Source organism: Lysinibacillus sp. F12 (assembly GCF_057773605.1).
In genome coordinates, this window is the sequence record NZ_JBYMLP010000001.1 from 1,397,824 (window position 1) to 1,423,303 (window position 25,480).

The 25,480-nt window shown below is 37.1% G+C and carries 22 protein-coding genes; 8 read left to right on the forward strand and 14 right to left on the reverse strand.

Features of this window, described 5'->3' with window-relative positions; translation table 11 throughout:
• Positions 1-75: 75 nt before the first annotated feature.
• From flgK to AC3CH7_RS07005, 10 genes are all read right to left on the reverse strand, one after another.
• On the reverse strand, positions 76-1,668 hold the full coding sequence (flgK, locus tag AC3CH7_RS06960; protein WP_488381641.1) for a flagellar hook-associated protein FlgK: 1,593 nt from the start codon (positions 1,666-1,668) through the stop codon (positions 76-78).
• Between the two features lie 16 nt (positions 1,669-1,684).
• Positions 1,685-2,185, reverse strand: coding sequence for a flagellar protein FlgN (locus AC3CH7_RS06965; RefSeq protein ID WP_031418689.1), 501 nt, complete (start codon positions 2,183-2,185; stop codon positions 1,685-1,687).
• 27 nt (positions 2,186-2,212) lie between these two features.
• Complete coding sequence (gene flgM, locus AC3CH7_RS06970; RefSeq protein WP_012292896.1) at positions 2,213-2,473, reverse strand: flagellar biosynthesis anti-sigma factor FlgM; 261 nt, start codon at positions 2,471-2,473, stop codon at positions 2,213-2,215.
• 120 nt (positions 2,474-2,593) lie between these two features.
• Positions 2,594-3,007: a TIGR03826 family flagellar region protein gene (locus AC3CH7_RS06975; protein WP_012292895.1), complete on the reverse strand. Its 414-nt coding sequence runs from the start codon at positions 3,005-3,007 to the stop codon at positions 2,594-2,596.
• A 79-nt stretch (positions 3,008-3,086) separates the two neighbouring features.
• Positions 3,087-3,677, reverse strand: a complete 591-nt coding sequence (locus AC3CH7_RS06980; protein ID WP_036214694.1) for a ComF family protein — start codon at positions 3,675-3,677, stop codon at positions 3,087-3,089.
• On the reverse strand, positions 3,674-5,059 hold the full coding sequence (locus AC3CH7_RS06985; protein ID WP_488381642.1) for an ATP-dependent helicase ComFA: 1,386 nt from the start codon (positions 5,057-5,059) through the stop codon (positions 3,674-3,676). Before AC3CH7_RS06985 ends, AC3CH7_RS06980 begins: the two co-directional genes overlap by 4 nt.
• Before the next feature lie 45 nt (positions 5,060-5,104).
• Positions 5,105-5,947 (reverse strand): DegV family protein, encoded by an 843-nt coding sequence (locus tag AC3CH7_RS06990; protein WP_036214687.1) that lies wholly within the window; start codon positions 5,945-5,947, stop codon positions 5,105-5,107.
• Between the two features lie 244 nt (positions 5,948-6,191).
• Positions 6,192-6,743, reverse strand: coding sequence for a DUF3225 domain-containing protein (locus AC3CH7_RS06995; protein WP_036214684.1), 552 nt, complete (start codon positions 6,741-6,743; stop codon positions 6,192-6,194).
• A gap of 295 nt (positions 6,744-7,038) precedes the next feature.
• On the reverse strand, positions 7,039-7,713 hold the full coding sequence (locus tag AC3CH7_RS07000; protein ID WP_008178876.1) for a response regulator transcription factor: 675 nt from the start codon (positions 7,711-7,713) through the stop codon (positions 7,039-7,041).
• A gap of 30 nt (positions 7,714-7,743) precedes the next feature.
• Positions 7,744-8,892, reverse strand: a complete 1,149-nt coding sequence (locus tag AC3CH7_RS07005) for a sensor histidine kinase (protein ID WP_012292890.1) — start codon at positions 8,890-8,892, stop codon at positions 7,744-7,746.
• Positions 8,893-9,057: 165 nt separating this feature from the next.
• Here AC3CH7_RS07005 and AC3CH7_RS07010 point away from each other — a divergent pair, with 165 nt between their 5' ends.
• Together AC3CH7_RS07010 and AC3CH7_RS07015 are read left to right on the forward strand one after the other, a co-directional pair.
• Complete coding sequence (locus AC3CH7_RS07010; RefSeq protein WP_012292889.1) at positions 9,058-9,693, forward strand: YigZ family protein; 636 nt, start codon at positions 9,058-9,060, stop codon at positions 9,691-9,693.
• Between the two features lie 149 nt (positions 9,694-9,842).
• Positions 9,843-10,904 carry an LCP family protein gene (locus tag AC3CH7_RS07015; protein ID WP_099804979.1) on the forward strand — a complete coding sequence of 354 codons (1,062 nt, stop codon included), beginning with the start codon at positions 9,843-9,845 and terminating at the stop codon, positions 10,902-10,904.
• A gap of 481 nt (positions 10,905-11,385) precedes the next feature.
• On the opposite strand, the gene AC3CH7_RS07020 is transcribed toward AC3CH7_RS07015, so the two are convergent.
• A complete protein-coding gene (locus AC3CH7_RS07020) occupies positions 11,386-12,453 on the reverse strand; it encodes a glycosyltransferase family 4 protein (protein ID WP_031418680.1) in 1,068 nt (355 codons plus the stop codon).
• A 224-nt stretch (positions 12,454-12,677) separates the two neighbouring features.
• On the opposite strand from AC3CH7_RS07020, the gene secA2 reads away from it, so the two are divergent.
• Both secA2 and AC3CH7_RS07030 read left to right on the forward strand, forming a co-directional pair.
• Positions 12,678-15,041 carry an accessory Sec system translocase SecA2 gene (secA2, locus tag AC3CH7_RS07025; protein WP_031418679.1) on the forward strand — a complete coding sequence of 788 codons (2,364 nt, stop codon included), beginning with the start codon at positions 12,678-12,680 and terminating at the stop codon, positions 15,039-15,041.
• A complete protein-coding gene (locus tag AC3CH7_RS07030) occupies positions 15,041-15,937 on the forward strand; it encodes an accessory Sec system S-layer assembly protein (RefSeq protein WP_031418678.1) in 897 nt (298 codons plus the stop codon). Before secA2 ends, AC3CH7_RS07030 begins: the two co-directional genes overlap by 1 nt.
• An 89-nt stretch (positions 15,938-16,026) precedes the next feature.
• Here the strand turns inward: AC3CH7_RS07030 and AC3CH7_RS07035 are convergent, their stop codons facing one another.
• On the reverse strand, positions 16,027-16,923 hold the full coding sequence (locus AC3CH7_RS07035; protein ID WP_031418677.1) for a C40 family peptidase: 897 nt from the start codon (positions 16,921-16,923) through the stop codon (positions 16,027-16,029).
• 249 nt (positions 16,924-17,172) lie between these two features.
• On the opposite strand from AC3CH7_RS07035, the gene brnQ reads away from it, so the two are divergent.
• The gene (gene brnQ, locus AC3CH7_RS07040) at positions 17,173-18,504 is read left to right on the forward strand and encodes a branched-chain amino acid transport system II carrier protein (protein ID WP_036160825.1); all 1,332 of its coding nucleotides are present in this window, start codon (positions 17,173-17,175) and stop codon (positions 18,502-18,504) included.
• 192 nt (positions 18,505-18,696) lie between these two features.
• Positions 18,697-20,070: a S41 family peptidase gene (locus tag AC3CH7_RS07045; RefSeq protein ID WP_012292880.1), complete on the forward strand. Its 1,374-nt coding sequence runs from the start codon at positions 18,697-18,699 to the stop codon at positions 20,068-20,070.
• A 24-nt stretch (positions 20,071-20,094) separates the two neighbouring features.
• Here the strand turns inward: AC3CH7_RS07045 and AC3CH7_RS07050 are convergent, their stop codons facing one another.
• Complete coding sequence (locus tag AC3CH7_RS07050; protein WP_031418674.1) at positions 20,095-20,715, reverse strand: TetR/AcrR family transcriptional regulator; 621 nt, start codon at positions 20,713-20,715, stop codon at positions 20,095-20,097.
• Between the two features lie 610 nt (positions 20,716-21,325).
• Between AC3CH7_RS07050 and AC3CH7_RS07055 the strand changes: the two genes are divergently transcribed.
• Positions 21,326-22,300, forward strand: a complete 975-nt coding sequence (locus AC3CH7_RS07055; protein WP_012292878.1) for a proline dehydrogenase family protein — start codon at positions 21,326-21,328, stop codon at positions 22,298-22,300.
• Positions 22,301-22,424: 124 nt separating this feature from the next.
• On the opposite strand, the gene AC3CH7_RS07060 is transcribed toward AC3CH7_RS07055, so the two are convergent.
• Entirely contained in the window at positions 22,425-23,762 is a 1,338-nt protein-coding gene (locus AC3CH7_RS07060) for an AAA-type ATPase lid domain-containing protein (protein WP_012292877.1), read from the reverse strand.
• Positions 23,763-23,939: 177 nt separating this feature from the next.
• Here AC3CH7_RS07060 and pruA point away from each other — a divergent pair.
• The coding region (gene pruA / locus AC3CH7_RS07065) for an L-glutamate gamma-semialdehyde dehydrogenase (protein ID WP_061504551.1) at positions 23,940-25,480 on the forward strand (1,541 nt) is incomplete at its 3' end.

Below are 25,480 nucleotides of genomic sequence, written 5' to 3' on the forward strand. Positions count from 1 at the left end.
TTGTAAAAAACCTCCTTCTTGTCAGTTGGAGAAAGTTGTCTCCATTAATTACATTACTCTTGATTTTTTTCTATGTTATAATCCAACTCGGCCCATGCCGTTAATAATTTTATCCAATGTTTCATCGACAACCGTAATCATACGGGCATTTGCATTATACGCCTGTTGGAAAGTAATCATATTTGTCATTTCTTCATCTAATGAAACTGCACTTACAGAATCACGGCTTTTAGAAACCATAAGAAGCTGGGATTCAGAAGATGCCGCTAAACGTAATGCTTCTTCACCATCTACACCAACTTTACCGACAATCGCTTGATAGAATGACTGTAAGCTTGCGTTATCTATATCTGCATATAATTTATGCTGCATATTGGCAAGTTCATAAGCATTTTTACCATTTCCTTCTTCTGTCGGGTTAGTCGATGCTGCTAAAAGATTAGGATTTTTTAAGATATCCTCATTAACCTTAATTCCACCTGCACCTGTTCCTTCAAAGAAAACGCCACCTGGTTTCGAAGCATTGATGATGTTTCCATTCGCATCTTTTTCTTCAAGAGTATAACCTTTTGCATGCTGCGCATTGAATTCTTTAATAAATGCATTAGCCAGCTGATCTAATTTTTGTAAAGTTTCCGAGTAGTATCCTTTAATATCGCCGCCTGCACTTTGATACCCAAACGAATTAATGAGTGAAAGTAATTTCCCTTTTGATGCTTCAAAGTCTTGCTGTTTAATGGCCGTTTGTGTACTAGTGACAGCACCTGCTTCATGCGCATCTAGTGATTCCAATCCTGTTAATTGTAATTCAGAGAAAGAGTTTGTAATATCGTCGCCTGTCACCTTCGTGCCATTCGTACCCATTGCTGTAAATTGAGCAAAATCTTTACCGTTTACTAGATCTCTGACAACACCGTCTGCACCTTTAATTGTAATTTTTAAGCTACCCTCTGCAACCTCTGAAGCTAATCCCCCAGAAGGAATACGTTCAATTGATACGGGGATATACTCATTTAATTTATCGACTAAAGTATCACGAACATCATATAAATCATTTGGTACATGTCCACTAGGTTCAACCTCTTGAATTTGTTTATTAACAGCAGCAATCTGTTTTAGGATGGTATTAATTTGAGTTGTTGAAACATTAAGCTCATTTCCAAGATTACCTTGGATTAGTTTTAACTGCTTATCTAAGTAGTTGAAAGAATCTGCTAAGTGCTCTGCACGACTAATTGCCACTTTTCGAGATGCTGCATCTGCTGGTTTTGTCCCAACATCTTCAAGGCCCTTCCAGAGCTGTTCGAAAGCTTTATCTAAGCCGAATTCTGAAGGTTCATTCATAACATCTTCCATTTGGGCAATGGCATTTGTTCTAGATTCCCAGTACCCTAACTTATTTGTCTCCTGACGATATTGGCGGTCAATAAACTCACTGCGAATACGTTGAATAGACCCCGCTTCCACCCCAGTACCAAGATGCCCTGGATAAGTTGGCTGGTTTAAACCGGCTGTTGGAAAACCTGGTGTTGCCTGCATATTTACTCGTTGGCGTGAGTAACCTAATGTGTTGGCGTTGGAAATATTATGTCCTGTTGTGTATAAAGCTGTTTGTTGTACAAAGAGGCCGCGTTTACTTGCTTCTAGACCCATAAATGTTGAGCGCATGTTTCTTCCTCCCTTATTAGGCTTGTGAATCGAAATATGATTTTTTTGCTATATTATTTGTACCGAGAACCTCGTTGCTAGAGTAGTTCATTTGCTCTGTACGAGGTCTTACGGCATCTAATGTTAGGTTGACAATTTGAAGTGATTGGAAAACGAGTTTTTGATTTAAGTCATTTTGTTTTCGTAGGTCATTGATAATTTGCAATAAGCGATCGCGAACTACTGATAATGTTGCTTTGTCAGTTTGTTGTTCAGCAGCCTCGATGACGTCCGCAACAGTTGTTTTGTCAGTTGAAGCAAGTCCCTTTGCTTCAAGGTAGTCCGTTACCTGTTTCTGACGCTGTTGTTCGAGCTTATCGATGGCCGCTACGTGTGCCTGCTCATCCTTGAGCAATTGGTCTAGCGCTTCGATATCGCCAGCTTTAATAATTTCTGTTTTTTTACAGGCTAGTTCAAGTAAGCTTTTATGCATTCTCTCTAGCATCGTTAATGTAGAATTAATCGCTTCTACAGACATATTGCTATACACCCTTTCTGCTATACCCTAGAAACGATAATATTTCAGCATATCCTCAGCTACTTTACGAGCATTTACTTTGTATTCTCCAGAATCAATGTCTTTTTTCAGCTGTTGAACACGGTCAGCTCGTTCCGTATTGTAGGTTGAAACGCTTTTCATGTCTTGAGCAGCTTTTGAAATTTCGATTTTGTCTGCAAAAGATGCTTTGTTTGTATCGGATTTAACATTGCGCACTTGGTTTTTATAGGCGTTCACTGCATTAATTCCATAAGATGTAATTTTCATCTTGAAACCCCCCGTCTAAAATCTTATCTTACTATTATTTCGGATTGTCTCACATAATGTTAAGTTTTCACATATAAAAAAGTGTGCTAATTTTGTTTAAAATTAACACACCTTCAATTATTAACGTTTTCGATCTGCGTGATATGTGACACGGTCGCGTTGCTCAACACTATCTCGGAATTCCTTAGCGGCTTCAAAAGTACGTAAATCAGCCTTTAATTCATCCTGACATTTAGTGCAAAGCTTGCCCGTTGTCGTTAAATGACCACAGTTATCACATGGGTAGCCTAAGTTAGGGAACATCGCTGGCTGCAAGCGACCTTTACGAACCCATCTATATAGTAGCTCTTCCTCAGCACCCGTTGCCTCTACAATACGCTCCACTGTTGCAGCACGATTTTCACGTTTACGAAGGAAGCGATATACGATCTGATACAGTTCTTCTTCTGATTGTGCACATTTATGACAAACTTCCCGTACCCCTGTATAATTAAAAAACTCATTACATTTTGGACAATTTCGAACCTCTGCCATCTACTTTTCCTCCTCTAACAAAATATCTTATCTACGCATACTAAACTCATCATCTATTATACATAATACATTGGAAAATTCATCCTTCAATTAATGTGAAGTATTGGACATTTTTCGCACCTGCTTGCATTAAAACTTCTGCAGCATGCTGTAAGGTGGTTCCCGTAGCTTTTATATCGTCAAAAAGAAGGTAATCTTTATGCTCTACATTCGCACGCGCTTTTAAGCGAAATAGCGGAGTTGCACGTAAGCGTTGTTCTCTATTTTTGGAGCCTTGTGTCTCTGTTGTTGTCTTTTCGAGCAGCTGAATAAAGGGTATATTTGCTGCCTTTAATAATTCATCGGTATGCGAGAAAGTGCGCTCCTGTTGTTTGATGGGATGCATGGGAATCGGTAGAATAATGGCCTTTTCTTTATTGAAACGAGCATACAGCTCCTGCCGAAATACTTTTGCCAGAGCTATATCTTGTAGGAATTTGAATTGGTGTAAATAGACTTTCATGGCCTCATTATATTGATAGATTGCTGTAACTGACTGTGATTGTTCAAAGCGAGCAGAGCATGATGTACATATAGTTGGAGTAAATTGCTTTGTTAATAGCGTTTTCCAAGAAATTGAGGTTTTTAATAGCTGTGAGCATAACAAGCAATGCGATTCCGTTTTATTCATACGGTAAATCCTTTTTTATTATAAAAAAGGATTTTCGCACATGCCTCATCCATCTCTGTCGTGATGCCATGGTGAAAGTATAGGACGTCCCCATTTGGATATTGACTATTTCGTCCAACTCGTCCAGCAATTTGTATCAGTGCATTTGCGGTAAATATGGCGGATTCTGCTCCAATAACTGCCACCTGTACATTACTAATGGTGATACCTCTCTCTAATATGGTGGTCGTTAAAAGTCCGGGTACTTCATTATTTCGGAGCCTCTTTACTTTCTCTTTCCGATCCGGATCTTCTGCGTGCACAGCAAGTATATTTTCATTTACCAGCTGAAAAAGAGGCGCTGCTTTATGCATGAGGGCAATGGTAGGGAAAAATAGTAAAAATGGTTCCTTTCGTTCAAGGCGTTCTACTGTCCATTTTATTAATTTCTTAGGGATTCTTCCTTGATGAAAGCTTTTATTATAACCCCATAAAGCACGAATCTGAGGAACTGGTAATGGATGATTGTGAAAGCGTTTGGAGATGAAGGAATAGCTTTCATTTTGGAAAGCATTGAGTAATTTCTGTGATGGCGTTGCGGTAACAAATACGATAGGTGCCTCTCCCTTTTTGGCCTTTGTTACTGCTCTTTGTAGAGCTTGATCAAAAGTATAAGGAAAAGCATCTGCCTCATCTACGATCATGACATCAAATGCGTTCTCAAATCGGTAGAGCTGATGAGTTGTGGCAATAATAAGCTGGGCATAAGCATTTTGCTTCGTTACACCACCGTATAATGCATGAATAACTGTCTTAGGGAAAACTTGTTGAAAGCGTGGATATAGCTCTAATACTACATCCGTGCGCGGTGTAGCAATACAAACACGTAACCCTTTCTTTAATGCTTCGTGAACAGCAGGAAAGAGCAACTCAGTTTTGCCTGCTCCACATACAGCATGAATAAGATGGGATCGTTTTGCCTGTACACTTGCTCGCATTTCATATGCTGCCTGCTGTTGGAGCTTAGTCAACTGCCCTGCCCATTTCAGTGTATGCTTTCTCATTTTGATAACTTTAGGGCCTGTCCAAATCATTAACTCCGTACAGCTACTCACCCTACCCATTCTAATACAATGCCGACAATATAAACATTGCTGCTGACATTTTGAACATTCGAATAATGTGAATAAATGTGGGTCTATATTGTGGCAACGATTGCATTTGATAACAGGCGTCATTTCAATTCCATCTATTATATAGAAGTAATTTTGCTTAATTGCTCGATTAGTATCTGTAGTTGAAAATGGAGAATGATGTTTTAACCAAATACGTCCTTCATGGAAATCTCGTAAAGCTGGTGGTAACAGCCAACCTTTGTATCTCAAGATGATGTCTCCCTTCATCGAAAAAAGCCTCTACTTTTGCGTAGAGACTTTCATCAATTACATTTATTTTTTTGTCCAACCTAATCCCATTGATCCTTCTCCTAAATGGGTACCAATGACAGGACCAAAATAGCTTAATTTAAAGTTGACGTTTGGGTAAGTTGCAGCTAATTGTTCTAGCCATTCTTGTGCTTCTACAGGGCAATTGCCGTGTATGACCACAGCATCCATGGCATCATATTTTTTAGCATCCTCAGCTAATAATTCCTCTACACGCTTTAAAGCTTTTTTACGTGTTCGGATCTTTTCGAAAGGTACAATCACCTTATCCACAAAATGAAGAACAGGCTTCACCTGTAAAAGGCCCCCTATCAAAGCTGCCGCAGAAGACAAACGCCCACCACGTTGCAAATGTGCTAAGTCGTCTACAATGAAGTAAGCACGAATAGACTGCTGCATGTCCGCCAATGTTGCAAGTATTTCTTTTGCTGAATAGCCCTCTTTCGCCATTTCAGCTGCTCTTAAAACGTAAAAGCCTTGCACAGCACAGGATATTTCACTGTCAAAGGCATAAACATCAATACCTTCCACCATTTCACCTGCCTGCACGGCACCTTGGTATGTTCCACTAATTCCACTCGATAGATGGATGGAAATAACCTCATCGTAATCCTTTGCTAGCTCATCGAAAAGAGCGACAAATTCTCCGATTGGAGGCTGTGTTGTTTTGGGGAATTCTTTGGCACCACGCACCTTATCATAAAATTCAGATGCTGTGATATCTACTTCTTCTGCAAATAATTGACCTGAAATATTAACACTTAAAGGTATCATATGAATATTTAAGTGTGCACGTTCCTCAGCTGTATTATATGCAGTACTATCTGTTACGATTGCCGTCCTCATCTATGTCCACTCTCCTATGATTCATAGTTTACAATCTATTTCATCTTGGTGCAATTGTTGTTGGGCTTCCCACAGATTTTTGAATGAAAACAAAAAAGAAATGAATGTGTTGAAGGACGAACGTATATTTTACGTTTTAGTCATTCGAGAATCGAGCTAGTGGCTAGCTTTCATTTCACATTCATTTCCTATGTATAGTAGGCGTATCTTCACTCAATTCTACGTTGAATGAAGATCGCTCCTCTTAATTGCCTGTACTTGACTGTGAGTCATCACCAATATAAAAGACGCTTGTTACTTTCCAAGCATCATCTTCTTTGACAAAGACCGTCACCTGTCGTCCTGCACTTTCATGCTCGACATTTGTTTCAAGCTGAAGTGAATGCATTTTCATGTTGGCAAATACCTGTGCTTCTTCAGGCGCGTATTTGGCAATCGTTACATTTTCGACATCACGCTTTATATCAAATTGATCGAACACTTCTGTGGCATATGTTTTTTCTTCATCGTATTTAAAACCCTTTGGATTTTTGGAAATCGTTTTCATATAGCGGTCGATTTCTTCCGCATTTAGGGCTGCAATATACTCATCGAAAGAAGCTAAAATAGCTTTTTCATCTGCTTCTGGTACGTTTTCTGCCTTTTCAACATTACCGCCCATCATCTCAAAGCCAACGGTACCATCCTCTATTACCTTTTCTCGATCGTCGTCACTAATCTTCTCTTCTTTATTACCACATGCAGTTAAAGTGAATACAAATAAAATTAAAACTGCTAGAAAACTTTTCTTTAACATCACAAAACCTCCCGCGCATATTGTAGCATATAAATGCTGTCGTAGGAATTTTGTTGTGCTTTTTCAACATTTAGGTGCTACATCTTCCTTATGACGCATTTGACAGTAAAATGTTGCATGATCTGACAGTTTCCATATTTAATGTCTACTAACAGGACCAAAAAGCATTGTTACAAATTTGTGAAAGGCGGTCCATTATCTTCAGATGACAATACAAAAATTTACCAAAAAACAATAAAAAACTGTTTTAAAAACTACTCCCATAAAAAGTAGCTTTTAAAAACAGTTTTAACAATTATCGTACTTCAACCCAACCATTTTTAATGGCTGTTACAACGGCTTGTGTACGGTCATTCACATTCATTTTTTGTAAGATGCTTGATACATGGTTTTTAACTGTTTTTTCAGAGATAAACAGTGTCTCACCAATTGTACGGTTAGATTGACCATCTGTTAATAGTTGTAATACTTCACATTCACGTTTTGTTAGTAAATGGAATGGACGGCGAATTTCCGTTTGGTGGAAGTTCCCTTTATTTTCGTGTTCTGAAAGTCTTTTGAACTCTGCCACTAAATTTTTCGTTACTTTTGGATGTAAGTAAGATCCACCGTTTGCAACGACTTTAATTGCCTCCACGATTTCATCTGCATCCATTTCTTTTAACATATAGCCAAGAGCGCCTGATTTTAATGCATGTGTCACATATGTTTCATCATCATGGATGGACAGCATAATTACCTTCGCATCTGGAAATTCATTAATTAACTCCGATGTTGCTTCTACTCCGTTTTTACCTGGCATGTTAATATCCATCAGTACTACATCTGGTTCGTTTTCAGCGTATAACGTCACCACATCCGTACCATCGTCACCTTCTGCTACTACGTCAAACGTATCTTCAAAATCTAAAATACGTTTTACTCCTTCACGGAATAGCTGGTGATCGTCTACAATAATAATCTTTGTCATTTGTCTTTACCCCCTAAATTTCTGCAACAGTTACTTTACTTCTAACGGAATTTTAAATAACACCGTTGTACCTCGGTTGATTTCACTAGTAATAGTAATTGTACCATTTAAAATTTCAATACGTTCTTTCATTCCTAAAATACCAAAGGAATGGTCTTTCACTACTTGTTGGTCAAAGCCTATACCATCATCTTTAACAACGATATTAACAGCATCTTTTAACCACTCAAGCTTTACCCAAATGTCTTTACATTTTCCATGCTTCATGGCATTTGTTACGCACTCTTGCACAAGTCGGAAAATGGATACTTCATAATTGGAAGGTATACGTTTTTCAGTACTTCTCGATTGGAAATGAATGTCGACACCTGGATTATATTCAGTGACTGTTGATAAATACTTCTTTAATGTCGGAATAATTCCCAAATCATCAAGTGCCATTGGTCGTAGATCATAAATAATACGTCGCACCTCAGATAATGCGTTTCGCACCGTTTTCTTTAAATCAGCAATTTCTGCCAATGCATTTTCTATGCCTTTTTCACGATACGTTCTATCTATTAAATCAGTGCGCATTAGTACATTTGCAAGCATTTGAGCAGGTCCATCATGAATTTCCCTAGACAAACGCTTACGCTCCTCTTCTTGAGCTGCAATAATACGTATCCCAAAATCTTGCTTCATTTTTGCTTGTTCAAGCGCTAAACCAACATTTTTTAAATCTGAAGTTAAGTAATTCAAAACGACATTTACCTGATTGACAATATGATCAGCACGTTCAATCGTATCGAGTAATCCTCTTAATCTTCTCTCTAGATCATCTCTTTTATCCCGTAGCTGTTTTTCTTGCGTTCTAATAACGGAGAGCTTTACTTGAAAATCATGTGCAGTTTCATATGCTTCTCTAACTTGTTCTTCGGTATAATTATCAAAAGCTTTACTTACTAAGACAAGTCTTTGTTTAGCAAGCTGCGTACTTTTTTCCAATGCGTCGCCTTCATCAATTACAATTGATATTTGTTTTCGAACAATTTCTAGCTCTTTTTGCATATCTTCAAAGCTTATACGGCTTTGTTCGCTTATAATAAAGATATCATCTTTCGAGCTCATGATTGTATCTAACATTCGATTAAAAATGTCATCAAGCGACTTTAAATCGAAGGTATCATTTGAAAACATACTATACTCCCCAGTCTAATGTCTTATGATTACTTACTATTTTAATAGACCAAATTCTTATATTCCATAGTCTACACCTATTATAGCATTACCATGCTAAAATTTAATGCTTTTTCTTTATGAAAATTATAGAATAGAACTCTAGTTAAAAGGAGATTGATACGGATGAGAGAAAACTATTTAACAGTAAAAGGATATGGTGAAAGCGAAATTGTTATTTCTAAATCACGCTTTCTCACTTATATAGAACGTGCAGAAACGGAAGAGGATGCAATTTCTTTTATAGAACGTATAAAAAAAATGCATCACAACGCAACTCATAATTGTTCAGCCTATATAATCGGCGAACATGATCACATCCAAAAAGCGAATGATGACGGGGAACCTAGTGGTACGGCTGGCGTCCCTATGTTAGAGGTCTTAAAAAAGCAAGGCCTAAAAGATACGGTCGTCGTCGTGACACGCTATTTTGGAGGTATTAAACTCGGCGGTGGCGGTCTTATACGTGCATATGGAAAAGCAACAACAGAAGGTCTTATTGCTGCGCAAGTAGTGGAACGCAAGCTTCATCATTTCATGAAAGTTGCCATTGACTACACATGGCTCGGGAAAGTCGAAAATGAAGTAAGAGGTTCGTCTTATACGTTAGAGGAAATACGTTATTTGGAGGGTGTCGAAATCATCGTCTCTGTGCCTAAAGAGGAAGAAGAACAGTTTCGAGGTTGGATGACAGAAATCACAAATGGACAAGCATCCATTACATTCGAAGATGCTCAATTTATAGAATTTATTGTCAAATAAATAGTTTTAATTGTCGAAACTAAATATGCATAGTATAATTTTTTTGTTAGGCTATTTTTATGGACCACACGTTTACTTCTTTAGTAATTGAATAAAATTTAGCTTTATCGCATTATTATTCCCAATAATAAGAGGAGAATATATCCAATATGAAAAAAAGATCTGTTAATAAGTTCAAAAAGAGATCTTCTAAAGCTTCCTTAATTATAAAAGTTACACTACTCCTAGTGGCTAGCTTAGTAATTTGTGTTACTGCTTATGGTGTTTACCTTACAAAACAGGTAGAGCATGCGGCAAACTCAGCCCATGAAGTATTAGAAGGTCGGGAAGTATCTAAGCTCCGTGAGGAAAAAGTAGAACCCGTACATGATAATGTTTCTATTTTATTTGTCGGAGTTGATGATAGTGATAATCGTGGACAAGGTTCTGATCATTCACGTTCTGATGCGCTTATTTTAGCAACATTAAATAATAAAACACATACCGTTAAAATGTTAAGTATCCCTCGTGATTCTTACGTTTATATTCCTAAGGTCGGCTATAAAGATAAAATCACTCATGCTCACGCAATGGGTGGGACCCTTACTACGATTGAGACAGTAGAACAATTATTCGATATCCCAATCGACTACTATGTACGAATGAACTTCAATGCCTTCATTGATGTTGTCGATGCATTAGGCGGTGTAGAGGCTGAAGTACCGTATGCCTTACACGAACTTGACGAATTTGATAAGTTTACAATCAATTTACAGCCAGGACTACAGCATTTAAATGGTAGTGAGGCACTCGCTCTTGCAAGAACACGTAAACAGGATAGCGATATCGAACGTGGTAAACGTCAACAGGAAATTCTTTCAGCTATTATTAAAAAAGTAGCTTCTGTAGGTTCCATCACAAAGTATGATGATGTAATCAAGGCACTTGGTGATAATATGAAAACAGATATGACATTTACTGAAATGAAATCCTTCTTATCATACTTATCAAAAGGCGCTCCGCGTATCGACACTTTAACTTTAGATGGTACAGATGATATGTCTACTGGTATTTATTATTACCAGCTAAATCAGGATTCTGTGGAAGAAACAAAGGAAATATTCAAAAACCATCTTGGCCGAAATGAAGAATCTTCAAGCCTAACTTCAAGTGGTAGCAACAATACAGGAACTGATAGTGCTGCTAGCGATGAAAATTCAGTGGTTGAATAATCAGTTCGTATAACAATAAAACCCTTCAGACCATAGACGAAATTTTTGTCTATGGTCTTTTTATTCTAGCCAACGCCATTTTAGTTTATCTCTCCTTCTCTTTTCCATACGCCTTAACGACCATACGAGCAGATTTTTTGTTGTTGCTTCTTTTCCCTTTAATCTGCTACTTTAAACAGCTCTCCGTTAGTGACAATAACCAACTAACCTCATAATAAAATGTTAGACGCGAAGGAGGAAAAAGCATAACGCCCTATGCATTGTGAAACAACGATTGACCCAATCAAAAGCCTTCAAGAAGTTCTCGCGTCTCTTTCGTATACTTCCCTTATGGATAGATGTCCTCTCTTAAAATTCCAACTCAAAGTAGAGATCATGCAGGAAGCATTTCGACCTAATCTGGAGTTATGGAAATCAAAAAAGACTAAAGACAAACTCAATTTTTTGAGTGCGTCTTTAGTCTTTAGTATGTCACAAAGCTTTATTTACTAAAGCTTCGTACAAAATTCAATAATGGTTTGTAGTTTTTACCAGCTAGCCCGATAATTTCTACAAATATTTCGATAGCTGTTAGAATGACAGCGACAAGTAAAATCGCACCCCATACTTTTGCCATTGAGAAAATAATTGCTGCTAATCCAAACATCACTGCAATTCCGTAAATAATAAGTACAGTTTGACGATGTGTGAAACCCATATCCAGTAAACGATGGTGTAAGTGGGATTTATCTGGATCAGACCATTTCTTCTTCATACGTACACGTCGAACAATCGCAAAGAACGTATCAGAAATCGGAACACCAAGAATAATAATTGGGATGATTAAAGAAACGAACGTAACATTTTTAAACCCAAGTAGCGCTAGTACAGAGATCATAAATCCAAGGAATAGTGCTCCTGTATCACCCATAAAGATTTTGGCTGGGTGGAAGTTATAAAATAAGAAGCCAAGTGAAGCTACAGCTAAAATGGCTGCTATTGCTAATACAAACATATTACTCATAATAAATGCCATGACCGCTAATGTAATCAGCGCTATTGTGGATACACCAGCAGCTAGACCATCTAAGCCATCAATTAAATTAACAGCATTTGTAATCCCAACAATCCAAATGATTGTTAAAGGAATACTTAGTAAACCAAAATCTAATGTACCTAAAAATGGTAGGTTTACCACATCAATTTGAATGCCACCTACAAAAACAATAATGAGAGCAGCACCCAGCTGACCAAGCATTTTTGCTTTCGCAGAAATCTCACGCATATCGTCCACAACGCCTGTCGCTACTATAATACAAGCACCAATAATAATCGCTATTAAATAATCGCTATTGCCATTTTTAGTATGAATTAAATAAGAATATAAAATCGTTACACCAATTATAAATGCAAGGAAAATAGCCAAACCACCAAGTCTTGGCATAATTCGAGCATGTACTTTTCGATAGTTTGGTGCGTCCACTGCACCTATTCTAAATGCTAAACGTTTCACTAATGGAGTTAACAAAATGGATGCAACGAATGCTGCTATTAAAGACACGTAAATCATGTCTCTCCTCCTCAAAAAATAATCTACATTGAAATCCAAATTGATTATAGCACGAACAAGCATTGAAATATACTTTTTCTAAACATTTTCCACGATTTCACAAATATTTTGTACATTTTAGCATTAATAGATTCCTATATAGTCAATTGTAGTCACCATACGTAAAATTTGATAGAATAATGGAGTGTCTAGCATTTAGACAACATTAAAGGAGCGTATATTTCATGTTCTCAATTTTCAAAAGTAACAAAGAGCAAACGAGTGCTCGTCAATTAAAACGCTACTACAAAATAGTAGATCAAATTAATAATCTTGAACAAAAGTATGTTGACAAGTCAGATGCCGAATTACGTGAAATGACTTTTATTTTCAAAAATCAATTAGAACAAGGTGAGCCTATTACATCAATCATCCCAGACGCATTTGCTGTTGTACGCGAAGCCTCAAAGCGTGTATTAGGAATGCGTCATTTTGATGTGCAGCTTATCGGTGGTCTAGTGTTAACAGAAGGTAATATTGCTGAAATGCCTACAGGTGAAGGTAAAACACTAGTGGCATCTCTTCCCTCTTACGTACGTGCATTAGAAGGTAAAGGCGTTCATGTCATCACCGTGAATGATTACCTAGCAAAACGTGACTATGAGCTAGTTGGTCAAATTCATCGTTTTCTTGGCCTAACTGTTGGTTTAAATATTCCAATGATGGAGGCTGATGAGAAAAAAGAAGCCTACAATGCAGATATTACATACGGTGTGGGTACTGAATTTGGTTTCGACTATTTACGTGACAATATGTCCTATAGCTTAGCAGATAAAGTACAGCGTCCTTATCACTTCGCAATTATTGATGAAGTGGATAGTGTATTAATCGACGAAGCTAAAACACCTTTAATTATCGCAGGTAAAATGCCTTCAAATGATGAATTACATCGCATTGCGGCTATGTTAGCTAAACGTTTCAAAAAGGATGAAGACTATGATTTCGATGATGAAACAAAGGCTACATCTCTAACAGATAAAGGTATTGAAAAAATTGAGGCTGCTTTCAATGTTGAAAATCTGTATGATTTAGAACATCAAACACTTTTCCATTATGTCATCCAAGCAGTACGAGCTCATGTCATGTTTAAACGTGATGTGGATTACATTGTGAAAGATGACAAAATCGAGCTTGTGGACATGTTTACAGGCCGTATTTTAGAAGGACGTTCGCTTTCTGACGGTTTACATCAAGCAATTGAAGCCAAAGAAGGCGTCACTATTACAGATGAAAATAAATCACAAGCACAAATTACAATTCAGAACTATTTCCGTATGTATCCGAAGCTTTCTGGGATGACGGGTACAGCGAAAACACAGGAAAAAGAAATTCGTGAAGTATATGGCATGGAAGTTGTACAAATTCCAACGAATCGTCCACGTCAACGTGTCGATCAGCCTGATATTATTTTTAGCACTCAAGAGGCAAAATATAAGTATGTGGCAGCCGAAACTAAAAAGCGCCACGAAAAAGGACAGCCTATCTTAATTGGTACAACATCGATCTTACAGTCTGAGACAGTGGCCGATTATCTAAAAAAGGAAAAATTAACATTCCAATTACTAAATGCAAAAACCGTTGAACAAGAGGTTGAGCTTATTTCGCAGGCAGGTCAAAAAGGGCGTATTACGGTAGCGACAAATATGGCTGGTCGTGGTACGGATATCGTGTTAGGCGATGATGTTCACGAACTTGGTGGTTTATATGTTATTGGTACCGAAAAGCATGAAAGTCGCCGTGTAGACAATCAGCTTCGTGGTCGTTCTGGTCGACAGGGTGACATAGGCGAAAGCCGCTTCATTCTCTCTATTGAAGATGATATGTTCCGACGCTATGCAAAAGAAGAAGTTGAAAAATTCTCTGCCAAGATGGTCGTTGACGAACAGGGCATTATTCAAAATAAAGAGGTTCAGGAGCTAATAGACCGTACACAGCGTATTGTCGAAGGTTCTCAGTATGGCATGCGTGAGTATAACTTAAAGTTAGACGATGTTATTAATGATCAACGTACTGTACTATACGGACTACGAGACAAAATTTTAGCTGGTGAAGACTTAATGGGCGAGCTGAAAAAAATGCTACATGAAACGGTTGACTTCGCTGTACTAGATGCTGCACCGGAGGATGTATCCTCAATAGATTGGGATTATGATCGGATGGAGCATGCACTTAACTCCCTTTTCATCACACCGGTTACAATCGATCGCGAGGTTGGTAAAGTAAAACAAATTTTAGCTGATATTCAGCCTTCTGAACAAGAGCTCCTCAATCATATGGAGAAATTTGCGGAAAATGAAAGAGTAATTGAAGTTCTTCCACAAATTATGCTTAGCTATATCGATAGTGGTTGGGTAAGACATTTAGAGGCAATGACGCATTTAAAAGAAGGAATCGGCTTACGCCATTATCAACAAGAAGACCCAATGCGAATTTACCAACGAGAAGGACTTGAATTGTTCGGTAAAAATTTCCAAGAGCTACGTCGTTCAATTATAATAGAGATTACAGGCTTCATGAAAACAGTCGAGGCACAACAGGAGGAACAATAATGGGTTTATTTTCATTTTTTAAAAAATCGGACAAAGTCGGTCAAGAAAATACGATTGACTCTAAAGACCTGCTAGGAAATGCTACAGCAAATAAAGGTGATCACCGTGATGTTGTAACAAAACTGTCCTTTCATCCAGAATGGGATGTGCCGCAGGAGCAAAAGTACATCTTTAACTTCCTTGCGAATGAGCTAGAACCATTGAAACCGAATCAATTATCGCTATCTTCTATTAGTATTGAAGAGGCTCGCGCTGGAAAATGGCTAGTTCGTGCATTTTTCCGTTCTTCTTTACCACAAGCAATTGAGCTAGGTGAAATTGAACTTTTCATTCTAGATAAAAATGAAGAGCTTATCGCTTCTAAAAAATTCGATTTTAAAGCTTTAGGCACAATTCCGGCAGAAAGTGCTCGTCCATGGGTATTTGAATTTGAAAAATCTACTATTAAAGTAGACGAAGTTCCTGAAGATGGCTGGAAAATTGCCTTTAACCTTGTCTCCCTTCGTGGTCACCAATTAGAGCTAGATCCATCATGGGAAAAGCAATTACCAGCAGCTCAAAAAGAAGAGCTTGAGAAAATCGTCAAAACATTACCAGAACTTGGTGAAACTGAGGTAAACTTTACAGGCCTACAGGCAAAACTAGCAGACAATGGTAATCTAAACGTATCCATCTTTATCCGAAATGGTCACAACAAAGCGATCAATTTAGAGCAATTACCTTTAGAAATTATTGATTCGACAGGTAAGCAAATTGCAAAAGGTTCTTTTAAAATGGACCCAATTCTAACTGTTCAACCGAACTCAACAAAGCCATGGACATTTATCTTCCCAGCAGAGCTTGTTGATGCAGAAGACGCTGATCTTTCTCGTTGGACAGCACGTGTAACGCAATAATACATAAAGCCCCTTCTCAATAAAGAGAAGGGGCTTTATAAGTTCCCACTACACTAGTGATCTCTGCCCTAGCAAAAATCCCTAGTTTTTTATTTCACATTATCAAAACGTTTATAGGCTACTAGTTTAGATGACCAGTATGGATACGTAACATCTGAAATTTCTACACCATCTGTACCTGCATGGACAAATTTATTCTCACCAAGATAAATACCCATATGAGAAATCCCTTCTTTATATGTGTTCTCGAAGAAGACTAAATCACCAGGTACTGGATTTTGTACAGCTGTTGTATTGCCATTAAAATACCCTTCACTACTCGCTCTTCCTATTTTTAAGCCACCTTGATTAAAGGTATAGAAAATAAAGCCACTGCAGTCAAGGCCTACAGGTGTATTTCCACCATATAGATACGGTGTCCCAACCAATGTATTGGCCACTTCTATTGTCTTCTTATAAATAGCTTGTCCATTAGTGGTAGGATCATTTGATGTTACTTTTGATGGTGTACCCGCATCTGAAGTCACATTATTATGTATTGAATCGCTCTCGGGAATGACTGCGCCTGGAGACATTTTTAACACTTGTCCAATGTAAATTGTGTCTTTCTCCAGCTTATTCCAACTCATAATATCCTTAATGGTCACATTATATTGCTTAGCAATTTTGGATAATGTATCACCCTTCGCTACTGTGTGAGAAGTAGTTGTTGGCTGCTTTACGGTTGTTGATGGAACTGAAGGATTTTTACTATCATTCGTCGCTAGCTTTTGAATTTCAAGCTTTTGAGCCACATAAATCGTATCTTTCGATAGATTATTCCATTTCATAATATCTGTAATCGTTACTTGATGATTTTGGGCGATTTTAGATAAAGTATCGCCTTTTTGTACAGTATATGTTGCAGCCTCTGCAGTTTGTAGTGTTAAAAATGAAGTGGCTAAAGTGCTTAAAACGAGAATTCTCCATTTTTTTGTTTTTTGCATACCAAAGTGCCTCCGTTCGTGCTAGAATATTTCCTTGTGTGTCTATCATACTAGATAATTATATTATGAAAAATCGGAAATACTGACTATTTTTCAAACTTTTTATCAAACTTATAGAAAACGACGAAATCCGACTATATTACAATAGTATATTCATTGCAAGAATTTAGTTCCTATGATAACATACACTTCTGTATTTAAAATTTTTAGAAAGTTTCATCTTTTCAATCTTAAAGGAGTTTTTAACTTATGAAAAACATCATGCATTTCCTCAAAGGAAATTTAGCAGTAGGATTACTACTATTTGCCTTATTCTTGGGTGCTGGGAATATTATTTTTCCACCGTTATTAGGTCAACAAGCAGGTGAAAATATCTCAGTAGCCATGATTGGCTTCCTAATTACAGGTGTCGGTTTACCATTATTAGCTATCGTTGCTGTCGCTAAAGCAGGAGGCGATTTACAACTGCTCGCCAATCGTGTTAGCCCCGCTTTTGGTATACTCTTTACATCTATTGTATATTTAGCAATTGGCCCGTTTTTTGCTGTACCACGAACTGGATCGGTGTCCTATGAAATTGGAATTGCCCCTTTTCTTTCAGAAGGTATGAAGGATCATTGGGCACCTCTTTTCATTACATCTATTTTGTTTTTTACCTTAATTCTTTATTTATCCATTAACCCTTCGAAGCTTGTCGATCGAGTAGGAAAAATCTTAACCCCTGTCCTACTTCTTGTCATTTTATTGCTGGCTGTCAAAAGCTTTCTTTCTCCAATGGGCGAGCCTGGGGAAGCGGTTGGAAACTATATTAGCTCCCCATTTGCTGAAGGATTTGTACAGGGATACTTAACAATGGATGTTCTGAGCGCTCTTGTATTCGGTATCGTTATTTTACAAGCATTACGCGATATGGGCATGACAGATAAGAAAAAGCAAGTCAATACAACTATATTTGCTGGTGTTGTTGCAGCAATTGGTTTATCTTTTGTTTACATCTCACTCGGTCATATCGGTAATACAAGCATTGCTGCCATTGGTACTTCTGCGAATGGTGGAGATATTATTGCAAAATCAGCAGAAGTACTTTTTGGAAGTCTAGGAAGTATTATTTTGTCTGCGACTATTTTACTAGCTTGTATTTCAACAGCTGTAGGTTTACTAACTGCCAACGCACAATTTTTCCATAAACTATTCCCAAAAGTATCCTACAAAACATTCTTAATCGTCTTTACTATTTTTAGTACAGCCATTACAAATGTAGGGCTTTCAACAATTATTAAAGCATCTCTACCTGTGCTGTTAATCATTTATCCAATAGCCATGGTATTGATGGTGCTATCATTAATGGATCACTTCTTTAAAGGTGGACAAATTGTTTATATTTTAGCGTTAATCCCTACCTTCCTTGTCAGCCTATATGATGGATTAAAGCAAATGAAAATCGAAATCACTTCATATGAAAATATTCTTCAAGCCTTGCCATTGTATGAGCAAAACTTAGGATGGCTTGTACCAGCCATTGTTGGTGCATTTATCGGTTTTATTATTTATAAACTATTTAACAATCAAGTCTCGGCTTAATGGACCTGACATTTTTCATGAGAATCTACTTGCTATACAAGGCAAGTAGATTCTTTTTCTATGACATTAAATTCATCCACTATTTCTATCGTTCATGTATAATAAAAACTAGATACTCAATTGTAAAATGTATCCATCCATTAACTAGGAGGACATACATTCCTATTGTGAGTTCTAGAAAAGAGGTGTTCAATGAAAAAATTAATATGGCCGTTCGTATTTATTCTAGGCTTCTTTCTCCTACCACTAACATCTACGCAAGCAGCTAGCCATGAACAATCGTTAGTAAGAGAAGTAAAGGATATTATACAGAATACGTATGTGGGGACGATTAACGGAAACTTAGAAAAGGCTACATCCATCGCAGAAATTATTGATATGCTGGATCCTTACTCCACTTATTTTACAAAACAAGAATTTGAAGATTATATGAATAGCATCAATTTATCATCCATCGGCATCGGTGTTGTGATTGAAGAGCACGAAGATGGTATTCATATTTTACAAGTAATTGAGGGCAGTGGTGCATTTGATGCAGGCTTACAAGCAGGAGATATCATTATTGCAGTAAATGGTGAGTCAATTATTGGTCGTTCTACACAGGAGACCTCTTCTCTCTTAACTGGTCATGAAGGTAGTCAGGTGAAAGTTACACTTAAACATAGTAATGAAACGACGACGACAAAAACCATTACACGAAAAAAATTCACATTACCAAATGTACAATCTAAATTATTGTTTGGGCATGTTGGCTACATTTCACTAGCTTCATTTTCAGAAGATGGTGCACAGCTTGTCAAAAAAGCGTTAGCTGATTTAAAAAAGCGCGGTGCTAAATCGTTTATCTTCGATTTACAAAATAACGGTGGCGGGTATGTTACAACAGCTGAAGAGCTTACAGGTCTATTTCCATCAGCAAAAGTTGCGTATCTATTAGAGGAAGCACATGCCTCTTATACAATACCAGCCGTTAAGCAAAATACGAAGTTTCCAGTAAATACGCGTATTTTAGTCAATCGATACAGCGCTAGTGCTTCTGAAATGCTTTCTGCATCATTAAAAGACCAAAAAGCAGCTATTTTATACGGTGAAACTACTTACGGGAAGGGCGCCATGCAGGGCTTTTATATGCTCCATGACGGAAGCTACTTAAAATTAACTGTAGGCAAATTTACAGGTCCTGCCCAGCAAACCATTCATGAAGTAGGAGTCAAACCCAATATTCAAACAACAACAGCGCCTATTTTCCAGGCACATTTTGATGCCATAAAGGAGCAATACCCTAAATATAAAAAGCTTTCAATTGGGAAGACTAGCATTCAAACAGGAAAAATAACGGTGAAACTACCTACAGCACTTGTTTCACAAATGGATAAGGGGTCTATTCAACTTATTGCTTTAGGGGGCGATGAAGTATTAGCCACTACTAAAGTCGAAGGGCAAACATTAATTGTTACTCCAACGAGTCCTTTATCACTCAATCAGGAATATATGCTACTCATTCATCCGAATAAACAAAGCAAGGGACAAAAAGGTTATTATCAGCACATAAAATTTGAAAATTAAGAAAAATCCTCCCATCAATCTACATTACGACTGATGGGAGGATTTTTGTATGATTTCTTCAGTTTTCCAAAAATATAATTGTACAATATCGTTTGCTAGTTCTGCTGGCAATCTTTTTTGCTCTAGTAAATTGGTTAAAATCAGTCTCTCCATCGATCCAACTAAAGAATCTATTAAAATTTTAATATCTACACGATAACGTTGTAAATCCTTGTCACAATCATGAAGATAAATAAGATGGATTAATTCTTGCGTTAGTTGAGATTTTACTAAAATTGCCTGCTTAGATTCTATAAAACCGATTTTTGATAGCTTCGGATTTTCGATTATGTAGAGAAACAATTTTGACAGTTTTTGTTCTAAAATCGAAATAAATGCTTCTAATCCATTAGCCATACTATCAGAGGATTTACTATTCATCGCTTCAAAAAAGCCACTCTGAAATTGCAAGTTCAAATCATTATAAAGTGCATCTTTACTTTTAAAGTATAAATAAAAAGTAGGCTGTGTTACATTAGCAGCCTTCACAATATCACTAATTTTTGTATGATGATATCCTTTATCAGAAAATAGCTCTATCGCTTTTTCAAGTAATAGTTGTTTGCTTCGTTCACCATTTGAATTAAATTTTCTACCCCTTGCCATACTTTCCACCTTATCTCAGTTTATAGTCGCCCTAATCCCTTAGCATCACTAATAGACACACTATTCTTAATCAAAAGTAACTAAATTTTCATAACATGTGCATTTTTTATTCATGATTATACACCATTGTATTATAATACACCTTTTAAATTTTTACTATAAATGATAGATTTATGATTACACTAAAAAGTGTATATTTTTTATTTAATTTCCAAAATACCTCAATTATCCATACCATAAAATTATATCAACATATTATCAATAGAAGGATTTCACTTATTTCTTTTTTTCTTATAGATTGGGTTTAAATAAACACTCTTTCACCCAATAAATTAGCAAAATTATAGCAATAAACTCCTTCAATAAAGCAGCACTTCCGTTTTAAGACAAAAATTTTAACATAAAACAAAACTATTATTTTGAAAAGTCCTTTTTTTTGAAAAAATATTTTTTATGGCCGTTTTTAAATTCGAAAAATCAATTACGCCAAGAGTTTACCTCCTCAGTCATCTGTTCAAAAAATTTTTTTCTAAAAATCATCCCATTTTACTTTTCGAAAAAAGTGTTATAATCGCCAAGAATTTAAAATTTTCAATTTTGGAGGCATAAAATGGTACTACGTGATTTTTTCATTTACTTATCAGAAAACAAAGTATTAAATAGCGCTGCACAAAAATATGGTCTAAAAATGGGGGCACAAAGTGTTGTTGCAGGCACTAGCTTACCTGAAGTTGTCCAATCTATTAAAGAATTAAATAAAGCGAATATTTCTTGTACAGTCGACAATCTTGGAGAGTTCGTTTATGAGAAATCAGAAGCAACTGCTGCAAAAAATAATATTTTAGCTGTTGTCCAAGCGATTCACGATGAGCAACTAGATGCTCATATTTCACTTAAACCTTCCCAATTAGGGTTAGATATTGATTACGCATTTTGCTACGAAAACCTAAAAGAAATCGTAGAGCTTGCACATCAATATAATATTTTCGTGAATTTCGATATGGAAAATTATGAACGTTTACACAGCTCTTTTGAATTATTAGAGGAGTTACACAAAGAATTTGATAATGTGGGAACTGTTATTCAAGCTTACTTCTTCGAGTCAGAGGAAAATATTGAGAAGTACAAAAACTTCCGTTTACGTATTGTAAAAGGTGCTTACAAAGAGCCAGAAAGTGTAGCATATCAATCAAAGGGTGATATCGACCGGAACTATTTGAAGCTAATCGAACATCACTTGTTACATGGTAAATTTACTTCTATCGCTACTCATGACCACAATGTTATTAATCATGTGAAGCAATTCGTTAAACAGCATAACGTTCCAAATGATAAGTTTGAATTCCAAATGCTATATGGTTTCCGTAAAGAAATGCAGTTAGACCTTGCACGTGAAGGCTATAATTTCTGCACATACCTACCATTTGGTAACGACTGGTACGGTTACTTTATGCGCCGTCTAGCTGAGCGCCCACAAAACGTAGCACTTGTAACAAAACAAGTGTTTAATAAAAAAACAAACCTAGCAATTGGCTTAGGAGCAGCAGCCTTCGCCCTTGGTCGTCTTTCAAAAAAAGGAAAATAAGACTTAAGGCTAGTGACTATCCAACAGTTCGATAATTCTAGCCGTCACTTTCGGAATTCTATCCGTCAGTTCGACTGCTTTATCCGTCATTCTAAACAAGCTATCAAAAAAAGCGAAAACATTGTTAATCCATGTTTTCGCTTTTTTTATTGAGCTTATAGTTTTTTACGCGATATTGTAAACTTTGTCGTCGAATTCCCAATGCAGCCGCGGTTTTGGAGATATTACCTTGATGAAAGTCTAAAGCCTTGGAAATATAATATTCCTCCACCTCTTTCATGTAGACATCTAATGGTCGAATGTCTTGCTGATTTTTAATGACAAACAAATCACTTGTTGATACTTCATTTTCTGTTTCCTCACATGTACTTTGGATTTTCCATTTAAAATGAACAGGTAGCATATGGGATTCTACGACCGTTTCATTGGTAATCAGAGAGGTAATTTCATCCAGCAATACTTCTAATTCCTTTAAATTACCTGGCCAATCATATTTCAAAAATATCTCTTGAACTTCTTCCGAAAGTCCTTGAATCGTTGAGCCAAAGCTATCACGATGCCTTTTGAAGTAATCATCAATAAATGGCATCATATCTTCTTTTCTTTCACGCAAAGGTGGTACATAAATTGTGATTCCAGAAAATAAGCGGTACAGTTTTTTAGAAAGCTCCTGTTTTTGAATCAAATCTATTGGGTCTTTGCCAACACTAGCAATTAAAACATGCTGATGATTTGGATGATCGTTGAATAGCTCGACAATCTTTTCTTGTGCCTCGAGTGATAAATATTCGATGCGTTCAGCAAAAAAAGTAATTCTCTCTTTTTCAACAATGTATTTTTCAAATTGATTCAACACTGTTTGCTCATCTCGCCGGCAAATTAATGCGATAAACATATCATTTTGCACGTTTAGATCATGATGAATCCCCTCAGCAATCATATCAATTCCAGTACCTGACTCCCCTATTAGCACAACAGGCATTCTGCTCAAGGCGACAATTTTTGCCTTTTCAATGACACCCTTCATAACTTCGGAGACAGCCGTAATAATATCAAATGTTAGCGGTGCACCGTATCTTCTTAATGGCTGATACATCATATATTCAAGCTGCGTAATATCCCGAGCAAACTCTACAGCCCCTACTAAAACACCCTCATAGTGCAACGGATAAATATTGCTTATGTAGGTCACTTCTTGATTTTTTTTATTCCAATACGTTTTTTTCACATGTAGAACTGGCGTTTCAGAACTTAGAACTTTAAAGATATCGCTTTTTTCGATTTCGAAATCAATGATTTCTATTGCTCGCCTCTCCTCATACTCGTCTTCATTCACGCCTTCTAGTTCTCGCATTTTTTTATTGTAAATGAGCAATTTGCCTTCTGTATCCACAACGCAGATTCCCATATCACCTTTTTCAATGACGTATTTATAAATGCTTAGTAATACATTATTATCCATCTTGTCCTCCTGTATTCCATTATGCTTATTCTAACACCAATACGAAAAACAGATGCAATAATTAAAAAAGTTTTAAAATTAGTTGATTAATGCCAAATTATATTGCATTATATAATTAACAAAATCTTTAAAGGTGCATAATCATTTTGCACCCTTTATCCAGGGGAGGAAACAGATATGATTCCATACAAACACGAACCATTCACAGATTTTTCACAAGAGGCAAACTACAATGCTTATGTAGAGGCTTTAAATAAAGTTGAAGGTTACTTAGGGCAAGACTACCCACTTATTATCGGTGGTGAGCGTATTACAACGGAAGATAAAATTGTTTCGTACAATCCTGCAAAGAAAACAGAAGTTATCGGCCGTGTGTCAAAAGCAAGCAAAGATTTAGCTGAAAAAGCGATGCAAGCAGCAGATGAAACATTCAAAACTTGGAAAAAGGTAGATCCAGCTATTCGTGCAGACGTTCTTTTCAAAGCAGCAGCTATTATTCGTCGTCGTAAACATGAATTCTCAGCATTATTAACAAAAGAAGCTGGGAAACCATGGGCTGAGGCAGATGCAGATACAGCAGAAGCAATCGACTTCTTAGAATACTATGGTCGCCAAATGCTACGCATTAAAAACGGTCAACCAGTAGAAAGCCGTCCAGGTGAATACAACCGCTATGACTATATTCCACTAGGAATCGGTATCGTCATCTCACCTTGGAACTTCCCATTTGCGATTATGGCTGGTACAACAGTGGCTGCTTTAGTAACAGGTAACACAGTATTACTAAAACCAGCTTCTACAACACCAGTAGTGGCATATAAATTTATCGAAGTATTAGAAGAAGCAGGTCTTCCAGCAGGAGCTGTTAACTTTGTACCAGGTTCTGGTGCAGAAGTGGGCGACTACTTAGTGGATCACCCAAAAACTCGTTTCATCAGCTTCACAGGTTCACGTGATGTTGGTTTACGTATTAACCAACGAGCATCTGTCCTAAATGATGGTCAAATTTGGATCAAACGCGTTATCGCTGAAATGGGCGGTAAAGATACAATCGTTGTCGATAAAGAAGCAGATCTTGAATTAGCTGCACAATCGATCGTGAAATCAGCATTTGGTTTCTCAGGTCAAAAATGTTCAGCATGTTCTCGTGCTGTTATCGTAGAAGATGTGTATGACCAAGTAGTGAACCGTGTAGAAGAGTTAACAAACGCACTAACAGTTGGAGATCCAACAGATTTCAGCAACTTCATGGCAACGGTTATTGACCAAGCAGCATTCAATAAAATTACGGAATACATCGAAATCGGTAAAGGCGAAGGTCGTCTAGTAGCTGGTGGTACAGCAGATGATACAGTAGGTTACTTCGTACAACCAACTGTATTTGCGGACGTAGAGCCTTCTGCACGTATTATGAAAGAAGAAATCTTCGGACCAGTAGTAGCGATTGCAAAAGCAAAGGATTTCGATCATGCGATTGAAATTGCGAACGATACAGAATACGGTTTAACAGGTGCTGTCATTACGACAAACCGCATGAACTTAGAAAAAGCACGTGAAGAATTCCATGTTGGAAACCTTTACTTCAACCGTGGTTGTACAGGTGCGATTGTTGGCTACCAACCATTTGGTGGCTTCAACATGTCAGGTACAGACTCAAAAGCTGGTGGCCCAGACTACCTACAACTTCACATGCAAGCAAAAACAACTTCTGAAATGCT